Origin of the sequence: Nocardiopsis sp. CNR-923, from assembly GCF_001942255.1 — a bacterium.
Taxonomy (GTDB): domain Bacteria; phylum Actinomycetota; class Actinomycetes; order Streptosporangiales; family Streptosporangiaceae; genus Nocardiopsis.
The window spans coordinates 1-17,358 of sequence record NZ_MKKC01000103.1 but is presented as its reverse complement, the minus strand read 5'-3'; the positions used below and the strand labels follow the sequence as shown (position 1 = coordinate 17,358).

Here is a 17,358-nt window from a genome sequence, read left to right as displayed (position 1 = left end):
GTGTTCCGCCCTCGCGGGCCGGGGTTCGCACGACCAGGCCAGCCCGACAGTGCGGGTTGGGACGATCCGAATGAGGATTGACTTGAAGAACACTGCCCGTTTCGCGGCTCGACGCATCATCCAGGGCGGCGCCACCTTCGCCGCCCTCGGCGCGCTCACCGTCGCCACGGCCGTTCCCGCGAGCGCCGACCAGTACGGTTGGGGCTACGCGACCGCTTCGGGCGGCGCCGCCGAGGTCATGACCGACATCACCGGCTCGCAGACCGTCTCGGACTCCTTCTCCGGGCAGATCGAGGAGTGCTTCACCCTCGACACCGAGACCACCGCGACGGTGGGAGCCGCCGGTGTGACCGCCACGACGGTGATCAACAGCGCGCGCATCCAGCTCACCCAGGACTGCCTCGACGAGATTCCCGAGGGTGACCCCGTCGAACCCACCGAGGAGCTCACGGAGGAGTCCGACTCCGACACGGATGCGGAGCCCACCGAGGAGCCCGGCACGGACGAGCCCGAGGCCCCCGAGGCGGAGCCGGAGTCCGAGCCGGAGTCCGAGCCGGAGTCGACCCCCGAGACCGACTCCGACTCCGACTCCGAGGAGCCGGCCGAGAGCCCCTCCGACGCCCCGGTCGAAGAGCCCGAGACGTCCGAGGACGCCGCCGGCGAGATCGTCGAGCTGGACGAGACCAACTCCACCCTGACCAGCGCCGGCGACGAGATCATCGCCGACGTCAGCGTCAACGGCGCGAGCGTGACCACCACCCAGAGCTGGGACGGCGAGGTCTCCTACTCGCTCGACGAGGGCACCTCCAGCGGGGAGTCCTGGGTCTTCGCGGACCACTACACGGACTCGTTCCCGTCCGAGGGCGTCATCTGGAACGACGGCATCACCGATCTCTACGTGACGTTCGACATCGAGGACATCCAGGTCACCTACTTCCTGGGCAGCACCACCGCGGCCGTGGCCACCGTCGAGGGCGAAGACGGTGACGGCAGTGACGGCAGTGACTCCGGTGAATCCGGTGACGAACAGAAGCCGCCGACGCGTGAGGACGAGGACCCCGAGCCCGCGCCCGAGCCCAAGACCGCAGCGCCGCTCGCCCAGACCGGTTCCCCGGTTGTCGGCCTGATCGCCGCCGGCGCCGCGATCGCCGCCGGTGGTGGCCTCGCCGCCTTCTTCGCCCGCCGCAGGAAGACCACGACCGCCGCCGACGAGTCCAGCGAGGGCTGAGTCGACCGGCCAGAGCCGACGAGGCGTCGGAACGACTGATCCGTGCCTGAGAGCCCCGGGGTGACACCCCGGGGCTCTTCGCGTTACCGTCGGCCACGGAACTTCCCGCGCTCGCCCGCCGTTGTCCGGTCGTCGAGGAAGCGAGGACGACCCCATGCCCGATCCGGGGCGGTGGATAGGACACGCGACCGGTCCCACCGACGACCCGGCCCCGACGCCGCGACCGGTCCCGGAACCCCTCCCGAACGCGTGCGCCCCCGGCCCGGGCCCCCAGTCCGCGCCCCTCCCCCCCCGGCCGACCCGTCTGCGCCGACCCCCGCACCAGCGGCGGGCCCCGGCGCGAACCGGGCCCGGCATCCCCCTGAGACGACAGGAGTGCCGTGGTGACTCCCCCCACGTTGACCGCTCGCCGACTCCTCGGAACCGGCGCCCTGTTCATTGCTCTGGGCGCGTTCGGCGCCGCGTTCGCGACCCCCGCGGTCGCGGACGAACTCGTGTGGGGAACCGCTCAGGCGCGGGCGGCCGACGGCGACCTCCTCGCCGCACACGCGACGGCCACCAGCTTCGGCGACGACATCGAGGACACCGCCGCGACGGAGGTCCTCCTCGGCCCGCTCGCCCCCTACTCGACGATCAGCGGGGAGGCGGTCGCGTCGATCGACGCCGAGGGCGCGCACGCGACGACCACTGTGGAGTCGGCGACCGTCCGACTGGGGGTGGACGACCTCGTCGACCTCGGCCTGGTCGAACCCCCGGAGGGCTGGGTGCCGACGACCGCCGCGGCGGCCCCGGACGAGGGGGCGGGCGAGGCGGGCCCGGACGCCACCGCAGCCCCGGACGCCCCGGACGCCCCGGAGGCCCCGGAGGCCCCGGAGGCCCCGCTCGTACCGGAGGCCACACCGACCGCGGCCGAGACCGCGGCCCCGGGACCGGGCCCATCGGTTAGGGAACCGGACGAGGAGCCCGGCGGCGACGGGGACCAGCTCGACGACGCGACCGCCGGGCCGAGCACGGGGCCGGAACCGGTCGCGCCCCCCTCCTCGGGCGTCGCCGACGACGTGCTGTTCCTGGGCGGCGGCGCGGCGGCGCCCGCGGCGGACGGCGTCGACACGGTCGGGTTCACCCTCACCGACGTCGTGTCGACCGCCTCCGCCGGATACGACGGCCGCACGGAGACGTCACTGGAGTACGGGGAGCTGACCGCGTTCGGCGTCGACGTGGAGGACGTGGAGGACAGCGGCACGGGCTACGTGGTGGACGACCGTGTCGCCTTCCTGGACGACGAAGGCACGGTGATCGAGGAGCTGCGGGTCAGGGTCGGTTTCGCGGTCAACGAGTCCGAGTTCGAGGACGAGGACGAGGGCTGGGACGGACACGGCGTGCGGACGTGGCTGACCGTGTGGGTGCAGGTCGACACGGCGGATTCCGAGGACGCCGACCGACTGGTCGTGGAGTTCGCGCAGGCGCGGGCGCTGGGCTCGACCCATGAGCCGGGCGCGACCGGCGACCCGGGCGACGGCGACCGTTCGCCGAGCCCGTCCCCGCCCGGCGGGCCCGCGTCCACCCCGCAGCCGGACCCGGCCCGCGACCGCTCGGACAACCGGTTGGCGACGACGGGCGGCTCGCTCGTCGCGCTCGTGGTCGCGGCGGTGGTCGCCGTCGGCGGTGGGACCACCGCGACCCTCCTCGCGCGCAAACGGACCACGGCCCTGGACGATCGGATCGAGGACTGACTGTGCGGATGTGTGGTGGCTTCTCCGGCGGGTCTGACCCACGGACTGACCGACACCGACAGGTTGTCCTTTACCGGATTTGCCGGCCCGCTCGGGGAAGCCGCCACACGCGACCGGACGGGCATCCGTGACCTCAGAGGAGCTTGGCACAAGAGCCCCGCCACCGTCGTGTCCGCCCGCCCGGCCGGCGCGTGCCACCCCGACGGGATCAGCGCTCCACCCGCTCCGGGCGCACGCCGATGCCGACGAGACGGCCCGTGATCCGGCTCAGCGGCGGGCACCACCGGAACAGGCGGACGAAGGAGGGGACGCGGGCCCCGTCGCCGTCCCGGGACGCCCGCCGGGGGAAGAGCCGCGCCCGATCGCGATCTGCAACGTCTGGGTGACCCGGGTCGGCCACATCCGCCGCGCCTGAACCCTGGCGAGGTCGCTCTCGGCCAACGTGCCCGACGCCAGCCGGGGGCCGACGATGTTGGCGGCGGCGACGGCGTCCTGGACCGCCAGGTTGATCCCCACGCCTCCGGCGGGCGACATGGCGTGCGCGCTGTCCCCGATGCACAGCAGGCCCGGCCGGTGCCAGCGGCGCAACCGGTCGACGCGGACCGCGAGGTGGTGCACGTCGTCCCAGCCCGCGATCTCCTCCACCCGGTCCGCCAGGTCGGGGGCGAGCTCGGTGATCCCCTCCTGGAGCGCGGTCAGACCCTCGCGGCGCAGGTCGTCGAAGGTTCCGGGGCGAATCAGGTAGGCGAGCTGCCAGTAGTCGCCCCGGTTGATCGCCACGAGCCCCCGGCCGCCCGCGTTGAGGAAGGGAAGGGAGTCGGTGGGCCTGCGGGACACGCGCAGCCACAGGACGTCCATGGGCGGCTCGGCCGCCTCCGGGAGGAGCCGGGCCTGCTCGCGGCTGGACGAGTTCCGCCCGTCGGCCGCGACCACGAGGTCCGCGTCGATCCTCAGATCGCCGTCGGCGTCCTCGGCGAGCACGCCGGTCACCCGGCCATCGGCCACCACGAGTTCGGTCATGGGCGTGGACATCAGGAGCCGGAAGGAGGGTAACTCCCGGCCCTTGGCCGCCAGGAAGCCGAGGAAGTCCCACTGCGGCATGAAAGCGACGTAGGGGTGGTGCACGGGCAGGCGCCGGAAATCGGCGAAGGTGACCGGTGCGCCCTGGAACTCGACCGTGATCCGCTCCACCCGGGCGTGCGGGAGGCGGTGGAACTCCTCGTCCCAACCGAGCTGGTGCATCAGCTCCTGGGTGGAGGGGTGGATGGTGTCGCCCCGGAAGTCCCGCAGGAAGTCGGCGTGCTTCTCCAGGACGACGACGTCCACGCCCTGGCGGGCCAGCAGGAGTCCGAGGGTCATCCCGGCCGGGCCGCCGCCGACGACGACGCACCGGGTGCTCAGTTCGCGCATGACGGCCCCTCCTCACCTGGGGGATACCCGCCGCCGGGCCCGGGGAAGAGCGCGCGGACCGGGGCGGCGGCAAGTCTGACGGGCGGGCCCGTTCCCCGGAAGCCCGCCCGTCATCGTGTCAGTGTCAGTGTCAGTAGCCGGAGCCCGTCCGGCCGTTCCCCCCGGAATCGGCACAGACTGGGGAGATCACTCCGTACGCTGGTTGGGGATTCCGGCCAGCAGGGCGCGGACCTCAGTCTCGCGGTAGCGACGGTGTCCGCCCAAGGTGCGGATCGAGGTCAGCTTGCCCGCCTTGGCCCAGCGTGTGACGGTCTTGGGGTCCACGCGGAACATGGTGGCAACCTCGGCGGGGGTCAACAGGGGCTCCGCCTCGGGCGTGCGAGTTGACATGTGTACGGCCTCTCCTCCTGGATCTGTGTGCCGATCCTTGAGCCTTATTCCTGGCGCTTGGCCCGGATGTCCAATATTTCCACTGGGTCCATATTGGCATCACCCGAGGTGATAGCGCGACCACTCCAAGCAACTTTGCGCGTGGGAGGCCAAGAAAGCCGCCCGTGGCCGCGTCACGCTAAGTGATTCTAGCGACACGTTTAGTGGCATGTGGCGTATTCGGTCAAAACTTCGTTCTCGGGCCTCGTTTTTCTCGATCCGGAGTGTCCGAAGTGCTAGTCGGTCGTGACCGAAACCCGTGGTCCGGGCTGGGGGAAGTGGGCTCATCTCCTGGTCAGTCGCTGTATGGAGGTGGTCGGACCATGGGGTCGGGGGGTGTCTCCGGCGGTCGCGGCCCGGGGATGGGGCTGCCCGGATCCCCCGTGTGGCAGGGGTTTCGTCGTGACCTAGAGTGCGTTCAGTGATGGACTCGCTACAGTGTACGCCGATCCCTAACGGGCGTTATGCCCAGTTTCACCAGCCTTGGTGTCGTGCGGGGATGACGTCCTGGCTCGCACCGTTGTCACGTGCGGAAAGGTGTCCCGCCGCCGAGAAGAAACCTGGCGTACCAGGTTGGCGCACGGCGTGGCGTGTCGCGGATCCCGCTCTCCGATGACGACGGGCGAGGCCTCGGTGTCCACGAAAGTGTGAGGAGCCCGTGACCCTCAGTTGGCGCGCTCCAGGGCGCGCACTGACCTCCACCGCCGCGTGATGCGCTCGCGCAGCTCCGTCATGCGGGCGGTGTCGCCGACCGAGAGCGCCTCCACCGCCTCAGACACCTCCGCCACCGAGCGGTCCGCCGTCAGGTGGTCGTCGCTCAGCAGGTGCGGCAGGCCCCCGTAGTCCAGTTCGAGCAACGCCTCCGGGTGCGCGGTCAGCGTGAGCCAGTCCACCAGCCGCTCCGTCGAGGCGGATACCGCGTGCTCGCCGATCCGTTCGCGCAGCACGGCGACCGTGCGGTCCAGCCGCCGCCGCGCCTGGGACACGCGGGTGAGGTACAACAGGGCGCGCGTGGTGTCCGTCGACAGGACCTGGCAGCGCTCCCGCTCCTCGAAGGGCACGAACCACGGGACCGGGATCGTCCAGTTGCTGGACAGGATGCCCGGCCGCACCCCTGCTCCCGACTCGCGCCACTGCCGGTACCCCTCCTCGGCCCGGTCCGCCTCGCACTTGGGAACGAACGCCCCACTCACCAGCACCGGGGTCGCGGCCGTGAACTCGGTGAACGCCAGCCACGAGCGCAGCCGCGTCTGCCACGGGCACACGTACAGCCGCTCGTCCACCCGTCGCAGGTAGGCGTCGCGGCTCTCCTCGGTCGGCGCCACCACCGGAGGCGTGGCCAGGAGCCTGCCCAGGCTCTCGGCGTGCTCGGCCGCCAGGGCGTTCATCCGACGGGGTCGGTCCGTCGATCCGGCGTACTCCTCCCAGTGCAGTCGGTCACGCGGAGCGAACGCGTCGATCGGCTGGTAGACGCGGAGGTATGCGGTGTAGGGCAGCACGATCGCATCGTGGCACACATCAACGCGGGTGGCACCCACCCCCGAACCCCTGCGGAGAGGGCGATCCGGCGCGGGCCACACCCGTCACACCCGGGTGGCGTAGGCAGGGTGGGGTGCGACCAGGTACGGTTGTACGTGTACGTACGCTGACGCTGGTCGTCAGTCGCGTTTGACGGCCGTCAGCCCGTTACCGCGGGTTAGTAAGTGATCTGGGGTTCGTCGGAACCCAATCGTTGAGGGGGTCGAGCCAATGGGGCGCGGCCGAGCCAAGGCCAAGCAGCAGAAGGTCGCCCGGAAGCTCAAGTACAGCACCGGCGGGACCGATCTTGATCGGCTGCGGTCGGAGCTGGGTGTCGCTGAGGACGAGGGGTCTCCCTCCGGATCGTCGGGTCCGGACGACCCCTACGCGGATCCTCACGACGAACTGGTCGACCGTTACGCGGATCTCGCTGAGAAGTACTCGGACTCCGACACGTAGTCGTTGCCGGGACCGTCAGGTCGCTCGGACAGCGACAGCAGACCTGTACCACCCACCGGTCCCCCAGGCGGGGGCCCCGGTGGACAGGTGGATATAGCCGGTGCGAACCACTCAGGTGGTTCGCACCGGCTATGTTCGTGCCCTTCCGCCCCCACCGCCCTCGACGGACGCCGTCGGCGCTGCGCCTCCCCGATCACGCGCTCCGGTACTCACCGGTCAGCCGGGCCCGACCGGATCCGGCCGTGACCTCGCCCAGCCGCCAGGCCGGGACACCGCGGTCGGCGAGCAGTTCCAGGGCACGCCCGGCGTCCCGCGCGGCGACGACCGCCACCATGCCCACGCCCATGTTGAACGTGGCCTCCATGTCGTCCCGCGCCACGTCCCCCTTGTCGGCCAGGTAGCCGAACACGGGCGCGGGGGTCCAGGTGGAGCGGTCCAGCTCCGCGTCCAGGTGTCCGGGCAGGGAACGGGACAGGTTCGCCGCCAGCCCGCCGCCGGTGATGTGCGCGTAGGCGTGCACCTCGACGGCCCCGGTCAGGGCGACGCAGTCCTTGGCGTACACGCGGGTCGGGGTCAGCAGGACCTCGCCCAGGACCCCGTCCAGCTCCGGCACGTGCGCGTGCAGGTCGAGACCGGCTCCCTCGACGATCCCGCGGACCAGTGAGTACCCGTTGGAGTGCGGTCCGGACGAGGCCATCGCGATGACGGCGTCGCCCTCGCGGACCCGTTCCGGGCCGAGGACGGCGTCGCCCTCGACGACGCCCGTGCCCGCGCCCGCCAGATCGTACTCGCCGGGCTCCATCGCTCCCGGGTGCTCGGCGGTCTCCCCGCCGATCAGCGCGCACCCGGCCTGGCGGCAGCCCTCGGCGATGCCGCCGACGATCTCGGCGATCCGCTCGGGGACGACCGTGCCGCAGGCGATGTAGTCGGTCATGAACAGCGGTTCGGCGCCGCTGACCACCAGGTCGTCCACGACCATGGCCACCAGGTCGATGCCGATGGTGTCGTGCCTGTCGAGCTCCTGGGCGAGCATCACCTTGGTGCCCACGCCGTCGGTGGAGGTCGCCAGGACCGGGTCCGCGTACTTGGCGGTGTCCAGGCGGAACAGGCCCGCGAAGCCGCTCGCGTCGGTGACCTGCTCGGGTCGGCGGGTCCTCGCCACGTGCCTCTTCATCAGGTCGACGGCGCGCTCACCCGCGGCGATGTCGACGCCCGCGGCCGCGTACGCGCCCGTCGTCCCTGTGCTCTCGGCTGCCACGCGAGATCTCCTCGTGCTGTGTTCGGTGGTGGTGCGGGCGCGGCGGACCCGATCGGGGCGCGCCGCGGCCCGGGCACGGCGAACCCCCCGTCCGCCGTGCCGCGGCTAGGTGTCGCTGGTGGCGAGGCCGGAGTCCTCGGGTGTCCCGCAGGCCTTCTCCAACAGGTACTTCCCGCGGGCGTCGTCGGCGACCTCGATGGGGTACACACCGTCGAAACAGGCCCGGCACAGTTGGTCCTTGGGCACCTCGGAGGCCGCGACGAGCTCGTCGAGGTCGACGTAGGCGAGGGAGTCGGCGCCGACCGACGCGGCGATCCCGTCGACGGAGAGGGTGGCGGCGATGAGTTCGGCGCGGGTGGCGAAGTCGACGCCGTAGTAGCACGGCCACAGCACGGGCGGGCTGGAGATGCGCACGTGCACCTCGGCCGCGCCCGCGTCGCGCAGCATCCGCACCAGGGCGCGCTGGGTGTTGCCGCGGACGATGGAGTCGTCCACGACCACGAGGCGGCGGCCCTCGATGACGTCGCGCAGCGGGTTGAGCTTGAGGCGGATGCCGAGCTGGCGCAGGGTCTGGCTGGGCTGGATGAAGGTGCGCCCGACGTAGGAGTTCTTCACCAGGCCCTGGGCGAAGGGGATGCCGCTGGCCTCGGCGTAGCCCACCGCGGCGGGGGTCCCGGACTCGGGCACCGGGATGACCAGGTCGGCCTCGACCGGGTGCTCCTTGGCCAGACGCCGGCCCACCTCGACGCGGGTCGAGTTGACGTTGCGCCCGGCGATGGTGGTGTCGGGGCGGGCGAGGTAGACGTACTCGAACAGGCAGCCCTTGCGGCGGGCGGGCGCGAAGCGGCGGGAGCGGACCCCGCGCTCGTCGATGGTGAGCAGTTCGCCGGGTTCGATCTCGCGGACCGGGGTGGCGCCGACGATGTCCAGCGCGGCCGTCTCGCTCGCCACGACCCAGCCACCGGCGTTGGACGACTCACCCAGACGGCCGAGCACGAACGGGCGGATGCCCTGCGGGTCGCGCGCCGCGTAGAGGGTGTTCTCGTCCATGAAGACCAGGGAGAAGGCGCCGCGGACCTGGGGGAGCAGGTCCAGCGCCGCCTCCTCCATCGTGCGCTCGGCGTCGGCCCTGGCGTAGTCGGCCAACAGGTTGGTGAGCACCTCGGTGTCGGTGGTGGCGCCCCGTCGGGAGTCCGGCGGCAGCATCGCCGCCAGCTCCGGGGTGTTGATCAGGTTGCCGTTGTGACCGAGGGCGAGTCCGCCCCTACGCGCCGAGTAGAACGTCGGCTGAGCGTTCTCCCACACCGGGGAGCCGGTCGTGGAGTAGCGGCAGTGCCCGATCGCGAGGTGGCCCTTGAGGGAGTCGAGCGTCGCCTCGTTGAAGACCTGGGAGACCAGACCCATGTCCTTGTAGACGACGATCCGCTCCCCGTCGCTCAGCGCGATGCCCGCGGATTCCTGTCCGCGGTGCTGCAGAGCGTAGAGACCGAAGTAGGTGAGCTTGCTGACTTCTTCGCCTGGCGCCCAGACCCCGAATACACCGCAGGCGTCCTGCGGGCCGCGTTCGAGCGGATCGAGGTCCATGGAGAGCCGGCCGTCGGAGTACGACACGAGGCCAGCTTAGTGCCTGCCCGTCCGGTCGGCGCCACCCGGGGGATGGTCGGACCACAGGGGGACCCACGGCGACAGGTCGGCCCGCGCGCCGCTGGCCTGGACGTCGTGGTCCGCGACGGCGCGCTCCCAGGCGATCCGACCGGTCGCGAGACGGAGCCAGGTGAGCGGATCGGTCTCCACGACGCCGGGCGGGGTGCCGCGGGTGTGCCGGGGGCCCTCGACGGCCTGGACGGCGCCGTACGGGGGGACGCGCACCTCCAGGCTGCCGCCCGGGGCGCGGTCGGCCAACACGGCCAGGGTGGCGCGCACGGCGGCCTTGACCGCCGCGCGCTGGGGCTCGTCGGCGCGCAGGACGGCGCGGGCGCACGCGGCGGCGGCCTCCTCGTCGGATCCCTCGAAGGGCGGGTCCCCCAGGGCACGGAGTTGGTCGTCCAGGGCCGTGCGGAGCCGCCGGAGGGCGCTGGCGGTCAGGGCGGAAGGCATACAGCGCAGCCTAGGACGTGCGGCGGCCGTACGTCCCGCCGGGCGGTGCCCGCCCGTGCACGCCATGGGGCGGCGCGAGGGAACAGGGTGGTATCGGATCGGTGAAGGGAAGGGAGACTTGCCATGGCGGGGAAATGGACCGATGGTGGACATCGGAGGATTCCGGTGGCCTCGCCCACCGGTCTCCGCACGCTTGGGTGATTCCTGTCTCAGCGCACCGCTGGCCAGAGGGGACCTGACACGGTAGCGTCCCGAACCGTCCCGATGTCACTGAGACTGGGAGGAATGCGATGGAACCCGCCCACTACGGAGTTCCGCGCACCGGCACCGAAGAGATGAACGAACGGTGAACCGGCTCGGAGTCGTCCTCGCCCGCCGGTTTCGGACCCCCTCCGCGCGGGGCCGCCGCGCCGATCGGCTGGCCAGCACACTTACCATCCACGAAGGAAGACCACCGCACCATCGGGAGAACGACGTGCGCCTGCGCTTGCGCCCGCGTGATGACAGCTACTACGAGATGTTCACCGATTCGGCGAACAACCTGGTCATCGCGGCCCGCCTGCTGGTGGAGCTGATGAGTGACGGAGCCGACCGCGAGGCCATCGGCGAGAAGATGCGCGCCTGCGAGCACGCGGGCGACGACGCCACGCACGCGATCATGCGGCGGCTCAACAAGAGTTCGGCGACGCCGATCCACCGGGAGGACATCTACCGGTTGGCGTCCAACCTCGACGACGTGATGGACTCGATGGAGGCCGCCGTCGACCTGATCGGGCTGTACGGCCTGGAGCGGCTTCCCAAGGGGATCATCGACCAGATCGAGGTCCTGGAGCGCGCCGCGGAGCTGACGGCGGAGGCGATGCCGCGCCTGCGGACGCTGCAGGACCTGACCCGGTACTGGATCGAGATCAACCAGCTGGAGAACCAGGCGGACCGGATCTACCGCAAGCTCCTCGCCCGCCTGTTCAGCGGCGAGTACGACGCGCTGACGGTGCTCAAGCTCAAGGACGTGATCGAGGAGTTGGAGACCGCGGCGGACGCCTTCGAGCACGTGGCCAACACCGTGGAGACGATCGTCGTCAAGAACGGCTGAGGCGCGTGCTGGGGCGCCGCACGGCGCCCCGGGCGGCGCGCTTCCTCAGACGCCGCTGAGATCCCGCGACTGTGCCTGGGGGCGGTCCACACGCACGTGCGGGACCAAGCCCGGAGCCTCGGCCAGCCGCTCCAGGGTGGGACGTGCGGGCTGGGCGCCGCCGTGCTCGAAGCCGCCGATGCTGGTCGCTGAGGCTGAGGCTGAGGCTGAGGCTGAGGCTGAGGCTGAGGCTGAGGCTGAGGCTGAGGGTGGTCCGAGGCCGGATCAGCCCGAGCGCCTGATCTCCCGGGTCGGTACGGTCGGCGTGGCCAGCACGCCGCTGAGGTAGGCGAAGAAGCCCTCCGCGTCGATCTCCTCGATCACCGTGGCGTTCGGCGCCAGGCCGTGCACGCCCCAGGACATGGCCGAGTACCCGCGCGTCAGCTCGCCCGCCGTCTCCACGTCCACGTGGTAGCGCGCGGACCGGCGGACCAGCTCCGGGTGGAGCAGGACGGCGGCGGTGAGCGAGTCCGGGTGCGTGGTGCCGTCGATCCCCACGCTGCGGTCGAACTCCAGCGTCGCCGCGCACACGTCCGTGAAGAAGTCCGACAGCGGCGTCCCGAGCGCCGCGACGCGGTCCAGCCGCTCCTGCCCGAACACGGCCTGGCGCAGCGTCAGCGGGTCCCACGGGACGACGGTGACCTCGAACCCGGCCGCGAACACCGCCTTGGCCGCCTCGGGGTCCACGTAGAAGTTGAACTCGGCCGCGGCCGTGATGTTGCCGCGCCCGTTGTTGGACCCGCCCATGACGTACAGTGCACCGACGTTGCGCGCGAAGTCGGGGTCCTTGGCCACGGCCATCGCGATGTTGGTCAACGGGCCGATCGCCACGACCGACAGTTCGCCCGGGTGCTCGGCGGCCAGCCGGACCAGCGCGTCCACCGCGTGCTCCGACTCCGGCTCCAGGCCGGTCCGGTCCATGCTCAGCCCGCCGGACCCGTCGCCGTGCACGTCCTCGGCGCTGACCCACGCGCGGGTGAGCGGCGCCCGGCAGCCCAGGTGCACGGGCACCTCGCCGAGCCGTCCGGCGACGTTGAGCGTCAGGAAGGCGTTGCGCACCTGCTGGTCGAAGCCGACGTTGCCCGCGACCATGGTGATCGCGCGCAGATCGGCGGCCGGGTCGAGCAGCGCCGCGAGGAGGGCGACGCAGTCGTCCTGGGCCGTGTCGGTGTCGATCACCAGAGGAGTGGGCACACGGTCTCCCTTGTCCGAGGTCAGAGCGGCAATCTACCCGAAGCGGACTCCGGTCGGTCACCGGCCCCCTGCCGGGCTGCGGGCAGCGGGCCCGTTATCCGAACCGGCCGGTGATGTAGTTCTCCGTCTCCTTCTTCTCCGGCCGGGTGAACATCTGGTTGGTCTCGCCCATCTCGATGAGCCTGCCGGGCTTGCCCGGACCGGCCAGGTTGAAGAACGCGGTGCGGTCGGACACGCGCGCCGCCTGCTGCATGTTGTGGGTCACGATCACGATCGTGTAGTCCTCCTTCAGCTGGTGAATGAGGTCCTCGATCGCCAGCGTCGAGATCGGGTCCAGCGCGGAGCACGGCTCGTCCATGAGCAGCACCGACGGCCGCACCGCCGTGGCCCGCGCGATGCACAGCCGCTGCTGCTGGCCGCCGGAGAGGCCCGAACCGGGCTTGTGCAGCCGGTCCTTGACCTCCTCCCACAGGTTGGCGCCGCGCAGCGACTCCTCCACCAGGTCGTCGGCCCGCGAGCGGCTCATCCGCTTGTTGTTGAGCCGGGCGCCCGCGATGACGTTGTCGTAGATCGACATCGTCGGGAACGGGTTGGCCCTCTGGAAGACCATGCCGACCTCGCTGCGGACGAGGACGGGGTCCACGTCGGGGCCGTAGACGTCCAGGTCGTCCAGGAGCACCTTGCCGCGTGCGTAGGCGCCCGGGGTCACCTCGTGCATGCGGTTCAGGGTGCGCAGGAAGGTGGACTTGCCGCAGCCGGACGAGCCGATGAACGCCGTCACCGACCGTGGCTCGATGGTCATGGACACGTCCTCCACGGCGAGGAAGTCGCCGTAGTAGACGTGGAGTCCGGAGACGTCGATTCGTTTGGCCACTGGAAGTTCCTCGTGAGTGAGCTCGACGCGCGGTGCGCGGGGCGGTTGGGGTCAGCGGGTGGACTTCGGCGCGAACGCGCGGCCGATCATCCGGGCCAGGAAGAACAGCAGCATCACCGTGAGGATCAGCGTCAGCGCCGCGGCCCAGGCCCTCTCGTAGTTGACGGCGCCGCCCATGCGTACCTGCGAGTAGATGAAGACCGGCAGGCTCATCATCTGGCCGTCGAACAGGTTCCAGTTGATCGAGACCGCCGAGGAGCCCGCCGTGAGGATCAGCGGTGCCGTCTCACCGATGACGCGCGCGATGGCGAGCATGATTCCCGTGGTCAGGCCGGCCGCCGAGGTCGGCAGGACCACCTTGGTGATCGTCCGCCACTTGGGCACCCCCAGCGCGTAGGAGGCCTCGCGCAGGTCACGGGGGACCAGGCGCAGCATCTCCTCGCTGGAGCGGACGACGACGGGGATCATCAGCACGGCCAGGGAGATGGCCCCGGCGGCGCCGTTGGTGCGGCCGGGGCCGAACAGCACGATCCACAGGGCCACCACGAACAGACCGGCGACGATGGACGGGATGCCCGTCATGACGTCGACGAAGAAGGTGATGACGCGTTTGATCCGGCCCCTGGCGTACTCCACCAGGTAGACCGCGGTCATGACGCCGATCGGCACGGAGATGAGCGTGGCCATCCCGGTGATCGCCAGCGTGCCGACGATCGCGTGGTAGGCGCCGCCCGCGTCCATGCTCGGCAGGACGCCGTTCATCGACACCGACAGGAAGTAGCCGTCGAACCGGGCGAATCCGCTGCGGAGCACCGTCCACAGCATCGACACCAGCGGCGCCAGCGCGAGCAGGAAGCACCCGTACACCAGCGACGTGACGAACCGGTCCGTCGCCTTGCGTCCGCCCTCGACGCGCGCGGCGGCGGTCACGGTGATGACCACGTACGCCACGGCGGTGAGCAGCGCCCACACGACGACGCCGAACGAGGAGAAGGCCAGCAGGACTCCGGCCACCGCTGCGGCGGAGCACGCGAGCAGCGCGGCCGGGAAGTAGCGGGGCAGCGACGCGTGCCGGAGCACGGTCTCGGTGGTCTCCGGTCCGGAGGGCCGCGTGGTCGTCGAGCTCATCAGGCCTCCTTGCTGCCGCGCGCGACGATGTAGCGGGCGCCCATGTTGACGGCGAGGGTGATCGCGAACAGGACCAGGCCCGCGGCGATCAGCGCGGACACGCCGTACCCGGTGGCCTCCGGGTACTGGAGCGCGATGTGCGCGGCGATGGTCTGGTTGCCGCTCTGGAGCAGATCGAAGGAGATCACGAGCGACGGGGACAGGATCATGGCGACGGCCATCGTCTCGCCCAGGGCGCGGCCCAGGCCGAGCATCGCGCCGCCGACGACGCCGGAGCGGCCGAACGGCAGCACGGCCAGCCGGATCATCTCCCAGCGCGTGGCGCCCATGGCGAGCGCGGCCTCGCGGTGGCCCTGCGGCACCTGCTTGAACACGTCGCGCGACATCGCGGTGATGATCGGCAGGATCATGACGGCCAGGACGATTGAGGCGGTGAGGATGGTGCGTCCGGAGGTGGAGGCGGGACCGGAGAAGAGCGGGATCCAGCCCAGGTGCTCGGTGAGCCCGCCGAAGACGGGGACGAGGCGGGGGGCCAGGAACCCGATGCCCCACAGGCCGTAGACGACGCTGGGGATGGCGGCGAGCAGGTCCACCAGGTAGCCGAGCACCGAGGCGAGTCGGCGGGGCGCGTAGTAGACGATGAACAGCGCGATGCCGACCGCCACGGGCGTGGCCAGCAGCAGTGCGACGGCCGCGGCGAGGAGGGTGCCGAAGGCGAGGGCCGCGACACCGAAGGCCGGGGCCTCACGGACGTTGGCCTCCCACTCCGTGCTGGTGAGGAAGTTGGCCGTGTTGGCCGAGAGCGACGGCCAGGCCTGGATGACCAGGAAGGCGGCGACCCCGGCGAGGATCACCAGGATGAGGAGGCCCGAGCCTCGGGCGAGCCCGGCGAAGACGGCGTCGCCGATCCGGCGACTCGCCGTGGGCGGGGGTGCCGCCTGGGGCGCGTCCGTGGTCGTCATGGATTGGCTCCGGTTCGGAAGGGATGTCGGTGCTGGTCATCTCGGCCGTGCCGGATCGGCGCGCGTGGTTCGCGCGGCGGGTCCGGGGGTGTGTCCGGGTCGGCGGCGTTCGCCGGGGGCTGTCCCCCCGAGGGAGTCCGCCACGACTCAGAGGTAGCCGGTCGGCGGCCGTGTTGTCACGGTCACCACGCGCGGTTTGGCCCTTCCGCGCCGAGTGTGAAGGTAGGCGCGGCAGGTGACCAGTTGTCCCAGAGAAGATGAACGGAAGATGAACGACATGTCGCACTCCCGTGGCCCCAAGGGGTTCAGGTGGTGAATGTGATGTGCCGCACCTCAGGCGGCCCCGCGGTCGACGGCCTCCGACGACGGCGCGTACATCACGTCCGTGTCCCACACCTCGAACCCGAGGGAAGTGTAGAGCCGCACGGCGGCCTCGTTGTCGCCGTCCACGTACAGGTGCACCCACGGCAGCCCGGCCTCGCGCAGGTGGTGCAGGCCCCTCAGGGTGAGCGTGCGGCCCAGCCCCGTCCCCTGCCACTCGGGGTCCACGCCCACGACGTAGACCTCACCGACCGGCTCGCCGTCGGTGAGCCCGGCCCCGTCCGCGTGCGTCTTGGTCCAGTGGAACGCGGCGACCGAACCGTCGGCGGCGGTCGCGAGGAAGAAGCCCTGGGGGTCGAACCAGTCCTCGGCCTCGCGCTGGAGCAGGTCGTCGAGGGTCAGTTGGCCCTGTTCCGGGTGGTCGGCGAAGGCGCGGGCGTTGGCGCGCAGCCACGCCTGCTCGTCCTTGCCGACGACGAACGGGCGCACCTCGACCCGGTCGGCGATGTCGGGCCTGACTTCGGCCCGGGGCAGTTCCGGCGCGGTGCGGGGGCCGCCCGGCTCGTCGGCGGACAGGTCACGCAGCGGCATGCGCATCTTGTGCAGTTCGCGCACGGGCCGCCAGCCGTGGGACGCGGCCAGGCCCGCCGCCCGCGGGGTCCGACCGTGCGCCCACACGCGCACGCCGCGGGGCCCGGCGTCGTCGCGAACGGAGTCCAACAGGGCGGCCCCGTGTCCCCCGGCACGGTGGGCCGGGTCGACCACGAGTTCGCCGGAGTCGGGTTCGCCCTCGGCGCGTTCGACGAACGCGAAGCCCACGACCCGGCCGTCCCGGGTGACCACGTGGAACCGGCCGCTGCCCGAGGGGGCCCCGTGGCGGACGCGCAGGACGGTGTGCTCCGACAGGGGGGCGACGCCGTCCTGCCGGCGGGCGGCTTCGGCGAGGGCCAGGACCTGCTCCGCCTGATCCGCGCCGAGGTCGTCGGTGACGTGCGGGGTGCTCATGCCGAAAGCCTACGACGCCTCGGTCGCGCGGCCGAGTCCGGCCCGTGGGGTCCGGCCCGTGGGGTCCGGCCCGTGCGGTTCAGGTACGTCGACGCCGCCCCCGGTAGCCGGTTCCGGTGCGCACCCGGCGGGCCGGGGCGAACGGCGTGACGAGCAGCAGGGCCAGCAGGACCGCGGCCAGGAGGATCGACGGCGCCATCGACGGGCGCAGGTCGGTGTGGTCGGCGGCGACCTCGGTCTCGGCCCCGTCGCCGTCGCTGGGCGTGACGAGCGGCAGTTCGGCCAGGTCCTGGCCGCCGGGGGACAGGTCGGGCAGGACGGCCGCGTCGTCGGGGATGGTGGGTACGTCGCCGCCGCTGGTCGGTGGCGCGTCCACACCGGGCCGGGGCGCTGGGGCGACGACGTGTCGCGGGGGGTGGGGCCGTCCGCCGGATCCGGACCGCCGGAGGAGTCGGTCCGCCGGTCGCCGTGGCCGCCGCCGGTCGACTCCTCGTCCGTCCGGGTGGGGGTCGGGGAGGGGCTCTCCGACCCGGGGTCGCTGGGTTCGCTGGTGGGCGTCGGGGTCGGCGAGGGCCGCACCGGCGGGCTGGGGCTGGGTGTGGGCGTGGGT

17 protein-coding genes are annotated in these 17,358 nt (G+C 71.7%); 5 read left to right on the top strand and 12 right to left on the bottom strand.

The genetic code is table 11. The features are described from left to right. Window positions 1-82: 82 nt before the first annotated feature. Together BJF83_RS18420 and BJF83_RS18415 are read left to right on the top strand one after the other, a co-directional pair. A complete protein-coding gene (locus BJF83_RS18420; protein WP_083678597.1) occupies window positions 83-1,228 on the top strand; it encodes an LPXTG cell wall anchor domain-containing protein in 1,146 nt (381 codons plus the stop codon). A 380-nt stretch (window positions 1,229-1,608) separates the two neighbouring features. Continuing rightward, a complete protein-coding gene (locus BJF83_RS18415; protein WP_083678596.1) occupies window positions 1,609-2,961 on the top strand; it encodes a hypothetical protein in 1,353 nt (450 codons plus the stop codon). Between the two features lie 267 nt (window positions 2,962-3,228). On the opposite strand, the gene BJF83_RS18410 is transcribed toward BJF83_RS18415, so the two are convergent. The 3 genes from BJF83_RS18410 to BJF83_RS18400 all read right to left on the bottom strand — a co-directional run bounded on the left by BJF83_RS18410 (window position 3,229) and on the right by BJF83_RS18400 (window position 6,299). Further along, window positions 3,229-4,371, bottom strand: coding sequence for an FAD-dependent oxidoreductase (locus tag BJF83_RS18410; RefSeq protein WP_262391664.1), 1,143 nt, complete (start codon window positions 4,369-4,371; stop codon window positions 3,229-3,231). A 186-nt stretch (window positions 4,372-4,557) separates the two neighbouring features. Next, window positions 4,558-4,761, bottom strand: coding sequence for a developmental transcriptional regulator BldC (gene bldC / locus BJF83_RS18405; RefSeq protein WP_017600591.1), 204 nt, complete (start codon window positions 4,759-4,761; stop codon window positions 4,558-4,560). A 704-nt stretch (window positions 4,762-5,465) separates the two neighbouring features. Continuing rightward, a complete protein-coding gene (locus BJF83_RS18400) occupies window positions 5,466-6,299 on the bottom strand; it encodes a hypothetical protein (RefSeq protein ID WP_187347180.1) in 834 nt (277 codons plus the stop codon). Between the two features lie 250 nt (window positions 6,300-6,549). On the opposite strand from BJF83_RS18400, the gene BJF83_RS18395 reads away from it, so the two are divergent. Then, the gene (locus BJF83_RS18395; protein WP_075927289.1) at window positions 6,550-6,777 is read left to right on the top strand and encodes a DUF3073 domain-containing protein; all 228 of its coding nucleotides are present in this window, start codon (window positions 6,550-6,552) and stop codon (window positions 6,775-6,777) included. Between the two features lie 193 nt (window positions 6,778-6,970). Here the strand turns inward: BJF83_RS18395 and purM are convergent, their stop codons facing one another. The 3 genes from purM to BJF83_RS18380 form a co-directional block, all read right to left on the bottom strand. Then, window positions 6,971-8,035 carry a phosphoribosylformylglycinamidine cyclo-ligase gene (purM, locus tag BJF83_RS18390; RefSeq protein ID WP_075927288.1) on the bottom strand — a complete coding sequence of 355 codons (1,065 nt, stop codon included), beginning with the start codon at window positions 8,033-8,035 and terminating at the stop codon, window positions 6,971-6,973. A gap of 105 nt (window positions 8,036-8,140) precedes the next feature. Continuing rightward, on the bottom strand, window positions 8,141-9,646 hold the full coding sequence (gene purF / locus BJF83_RS18385; RefSeq protein ID WP_075927287.1) for an amidophosphoribosyltransferase: 1,506 nt from the start codon (window positions 9,644-9,646) through the stop codon (window positions 8,141-8,143). 9 nt (window positions 9,647-9,655) lie between these two features. Next, window positions 9,656-10,132, bottom strand: a complete 477-nt coding sequence (locus BJF83_RS18380) for a sterol carrier family protein (RefSeq protein WP_075927286.1) — start codon at window positions 10,130-10,132, stop codon at window positions 9,656-9,658. Between the two features lie 475 nt (window positions 10,133-10,607). Between BJF83_RS18380 and BJF83_RS18375 the strand changes: the two genes are divergently transcribed. Continuing rightward, window positions 10,608-11,225, top strand: coding sequence for a DUF47 domain-containing protein (locus BJF83_RS18375; RefSeq protein WP_075927285.1), 618 nt, complete (start codon window positions 10,608-10,610; stop codon window positions 11,223-11,225). Window positions 11,226-11,489: 264 nt separating this feature from the next. Here the strand turns inward: BJF83_RS18375 and BJF83_RS18365 are convergent, their stop codons facing one another. The 6 genes from BJF83_RS18365 to BJF83_RS18340 all read right to left on the bottom strand — a co-directional run bounded on the left by BJF83_RS18365 (window position 11,490) and on the right by BJF83_RS18340 (window position 17,124). Then, window positions 11,490-12,458: a nucleoside hydrolase gene (locus BJF83_RS18365; protein ID WP_075927284.1), complete on the bottom strand. Its 969-nt coding sequence runs from the start codon at window positions 12,456-12,458 to the stop codon at window positions 11,490-11,492. Between the two features lie 94 nt (window positions 12,459-12,552). Continuing rightward, window positions 12,553-13,332, bottom strand: coding sequence for a phosphate ABC transporter ATP-binding protein PstB (gene pstB / locus BJF83_RS18360; RefSeq protein WP_075927283.1), 780 nt, complete (start codon window positions 13,330-13,332; stop codon window positions 12,553-12,555). A gap of 51 nt (window positions 13,333-13,383) precedes the next feature. Further along, window positions 13,384-14,460, bottom strand: a complete 1,077-nt coding sequence (gene pstA / locus BJF83_RS18355) for a phosphate ABC transporter permease PstA (protein WP_075927282.1) — start codon at window positions 14,458-14,460, stop codon at window positions 13,384-13,386. Continuing rightward, window positions 14,460-15,422, bottom strand: a complete 963-nt coding sequence (gene pstC / locus BJF83_RS18350; RefSeq protein ID WP_075927281.1) for a phosphate ABC transporter permease subunit PstC — start codon at window positions 15,420-15,422, stop codon at window positions 14,460-14,462. Before pstC ends, pstA begins: the two co-directional genes overlap by 1 nt. Window positions 15,423-15,755: 333 nt before the next feature. Then, complete coding sequence (gene mshD, locus BJF83_RS18345; RefSeq protein WP_075927280.1) at window positions 15,756-16,748, bottom strand: mycothiol synthase; 993 nt, start codon at window positions 16,746-16,748, stop codon at window positions 15,756-15,758. 79 nt (window positions 16,749-16,827) lie between these two features. Further along, a complete protein-coding gene (locus BJF83_RS18340) occupies window positions 16,828-17,124 on the bottom strand; it encodes a hypothetical protein (RefSeq protein ID WP_075927279.1) in 297 nt (98 codons plus the stop codon). A 27-nt stretch (window positions 17,125-17,151) separates the two neighbouring features. Here BJF83_RS18340 and BJF83_RS29555 point away from each other — a divergent pair. Further along, on the top strand, window positions 17,152-17,358 hold a 207-nt coding region (locus BJF83_RS29555), incomplete at its 3' end, for a hypothetical protein (RefSeq protein ID WP_262391663.1).

Bases quoted from the DNA above. Each gene is read 5' to 3' on its own strand.
- BJF83_RS18410 (WP_262391664.1), bottom strand. From the start codon at position 4,371: ATGCGCGAACTGAGCACCCGGTGCGTCGTCGTCGGCGGCGGCCCGGCC.
- bldC (WP_017600591.1), bottom strand. From the start codon at position 4,761: ATGTCAACTCGCACGCCCGAGGCGGAGCCCCTGTTGACCCCCGCCGAG.
- BJF83_RS18395 (WP_075927289.1), top strand. From the start codon at position 6,550: ATGGGGCGCGGCCGAGCCAAGGCCAAGCAGCAGAAGGTCGCCCGGAAG.
- BJF83_RS18380 (WP_075927286.1), bottom strand. From the start codon at position 10,132: ATGCCTTCCGCCCTGACCGCCAGCGCCCTCCGGCGGCTCCGCACGGCC.
- pstA (WP_075927282.1), bottom strand. From the start codon at position 14,460: ATGAGCTCGACGACCACGCGGCCCTCCGGACCGGAGACCACCGAGACC.
- pstC (WP_075927281.1), bottom strand. From the start codon at position 15,422: ATGACGACCACGGACGCGCCCCAGGCGGCACCCCCGCCCACGGCGAGT.
- mshD (WP_075927280.1), bottom strand. From the start codon at position 16,748: ATGAGCACCCCGCACGTCACCGACGACCTCGGCGCGGATCAGGCGGAG.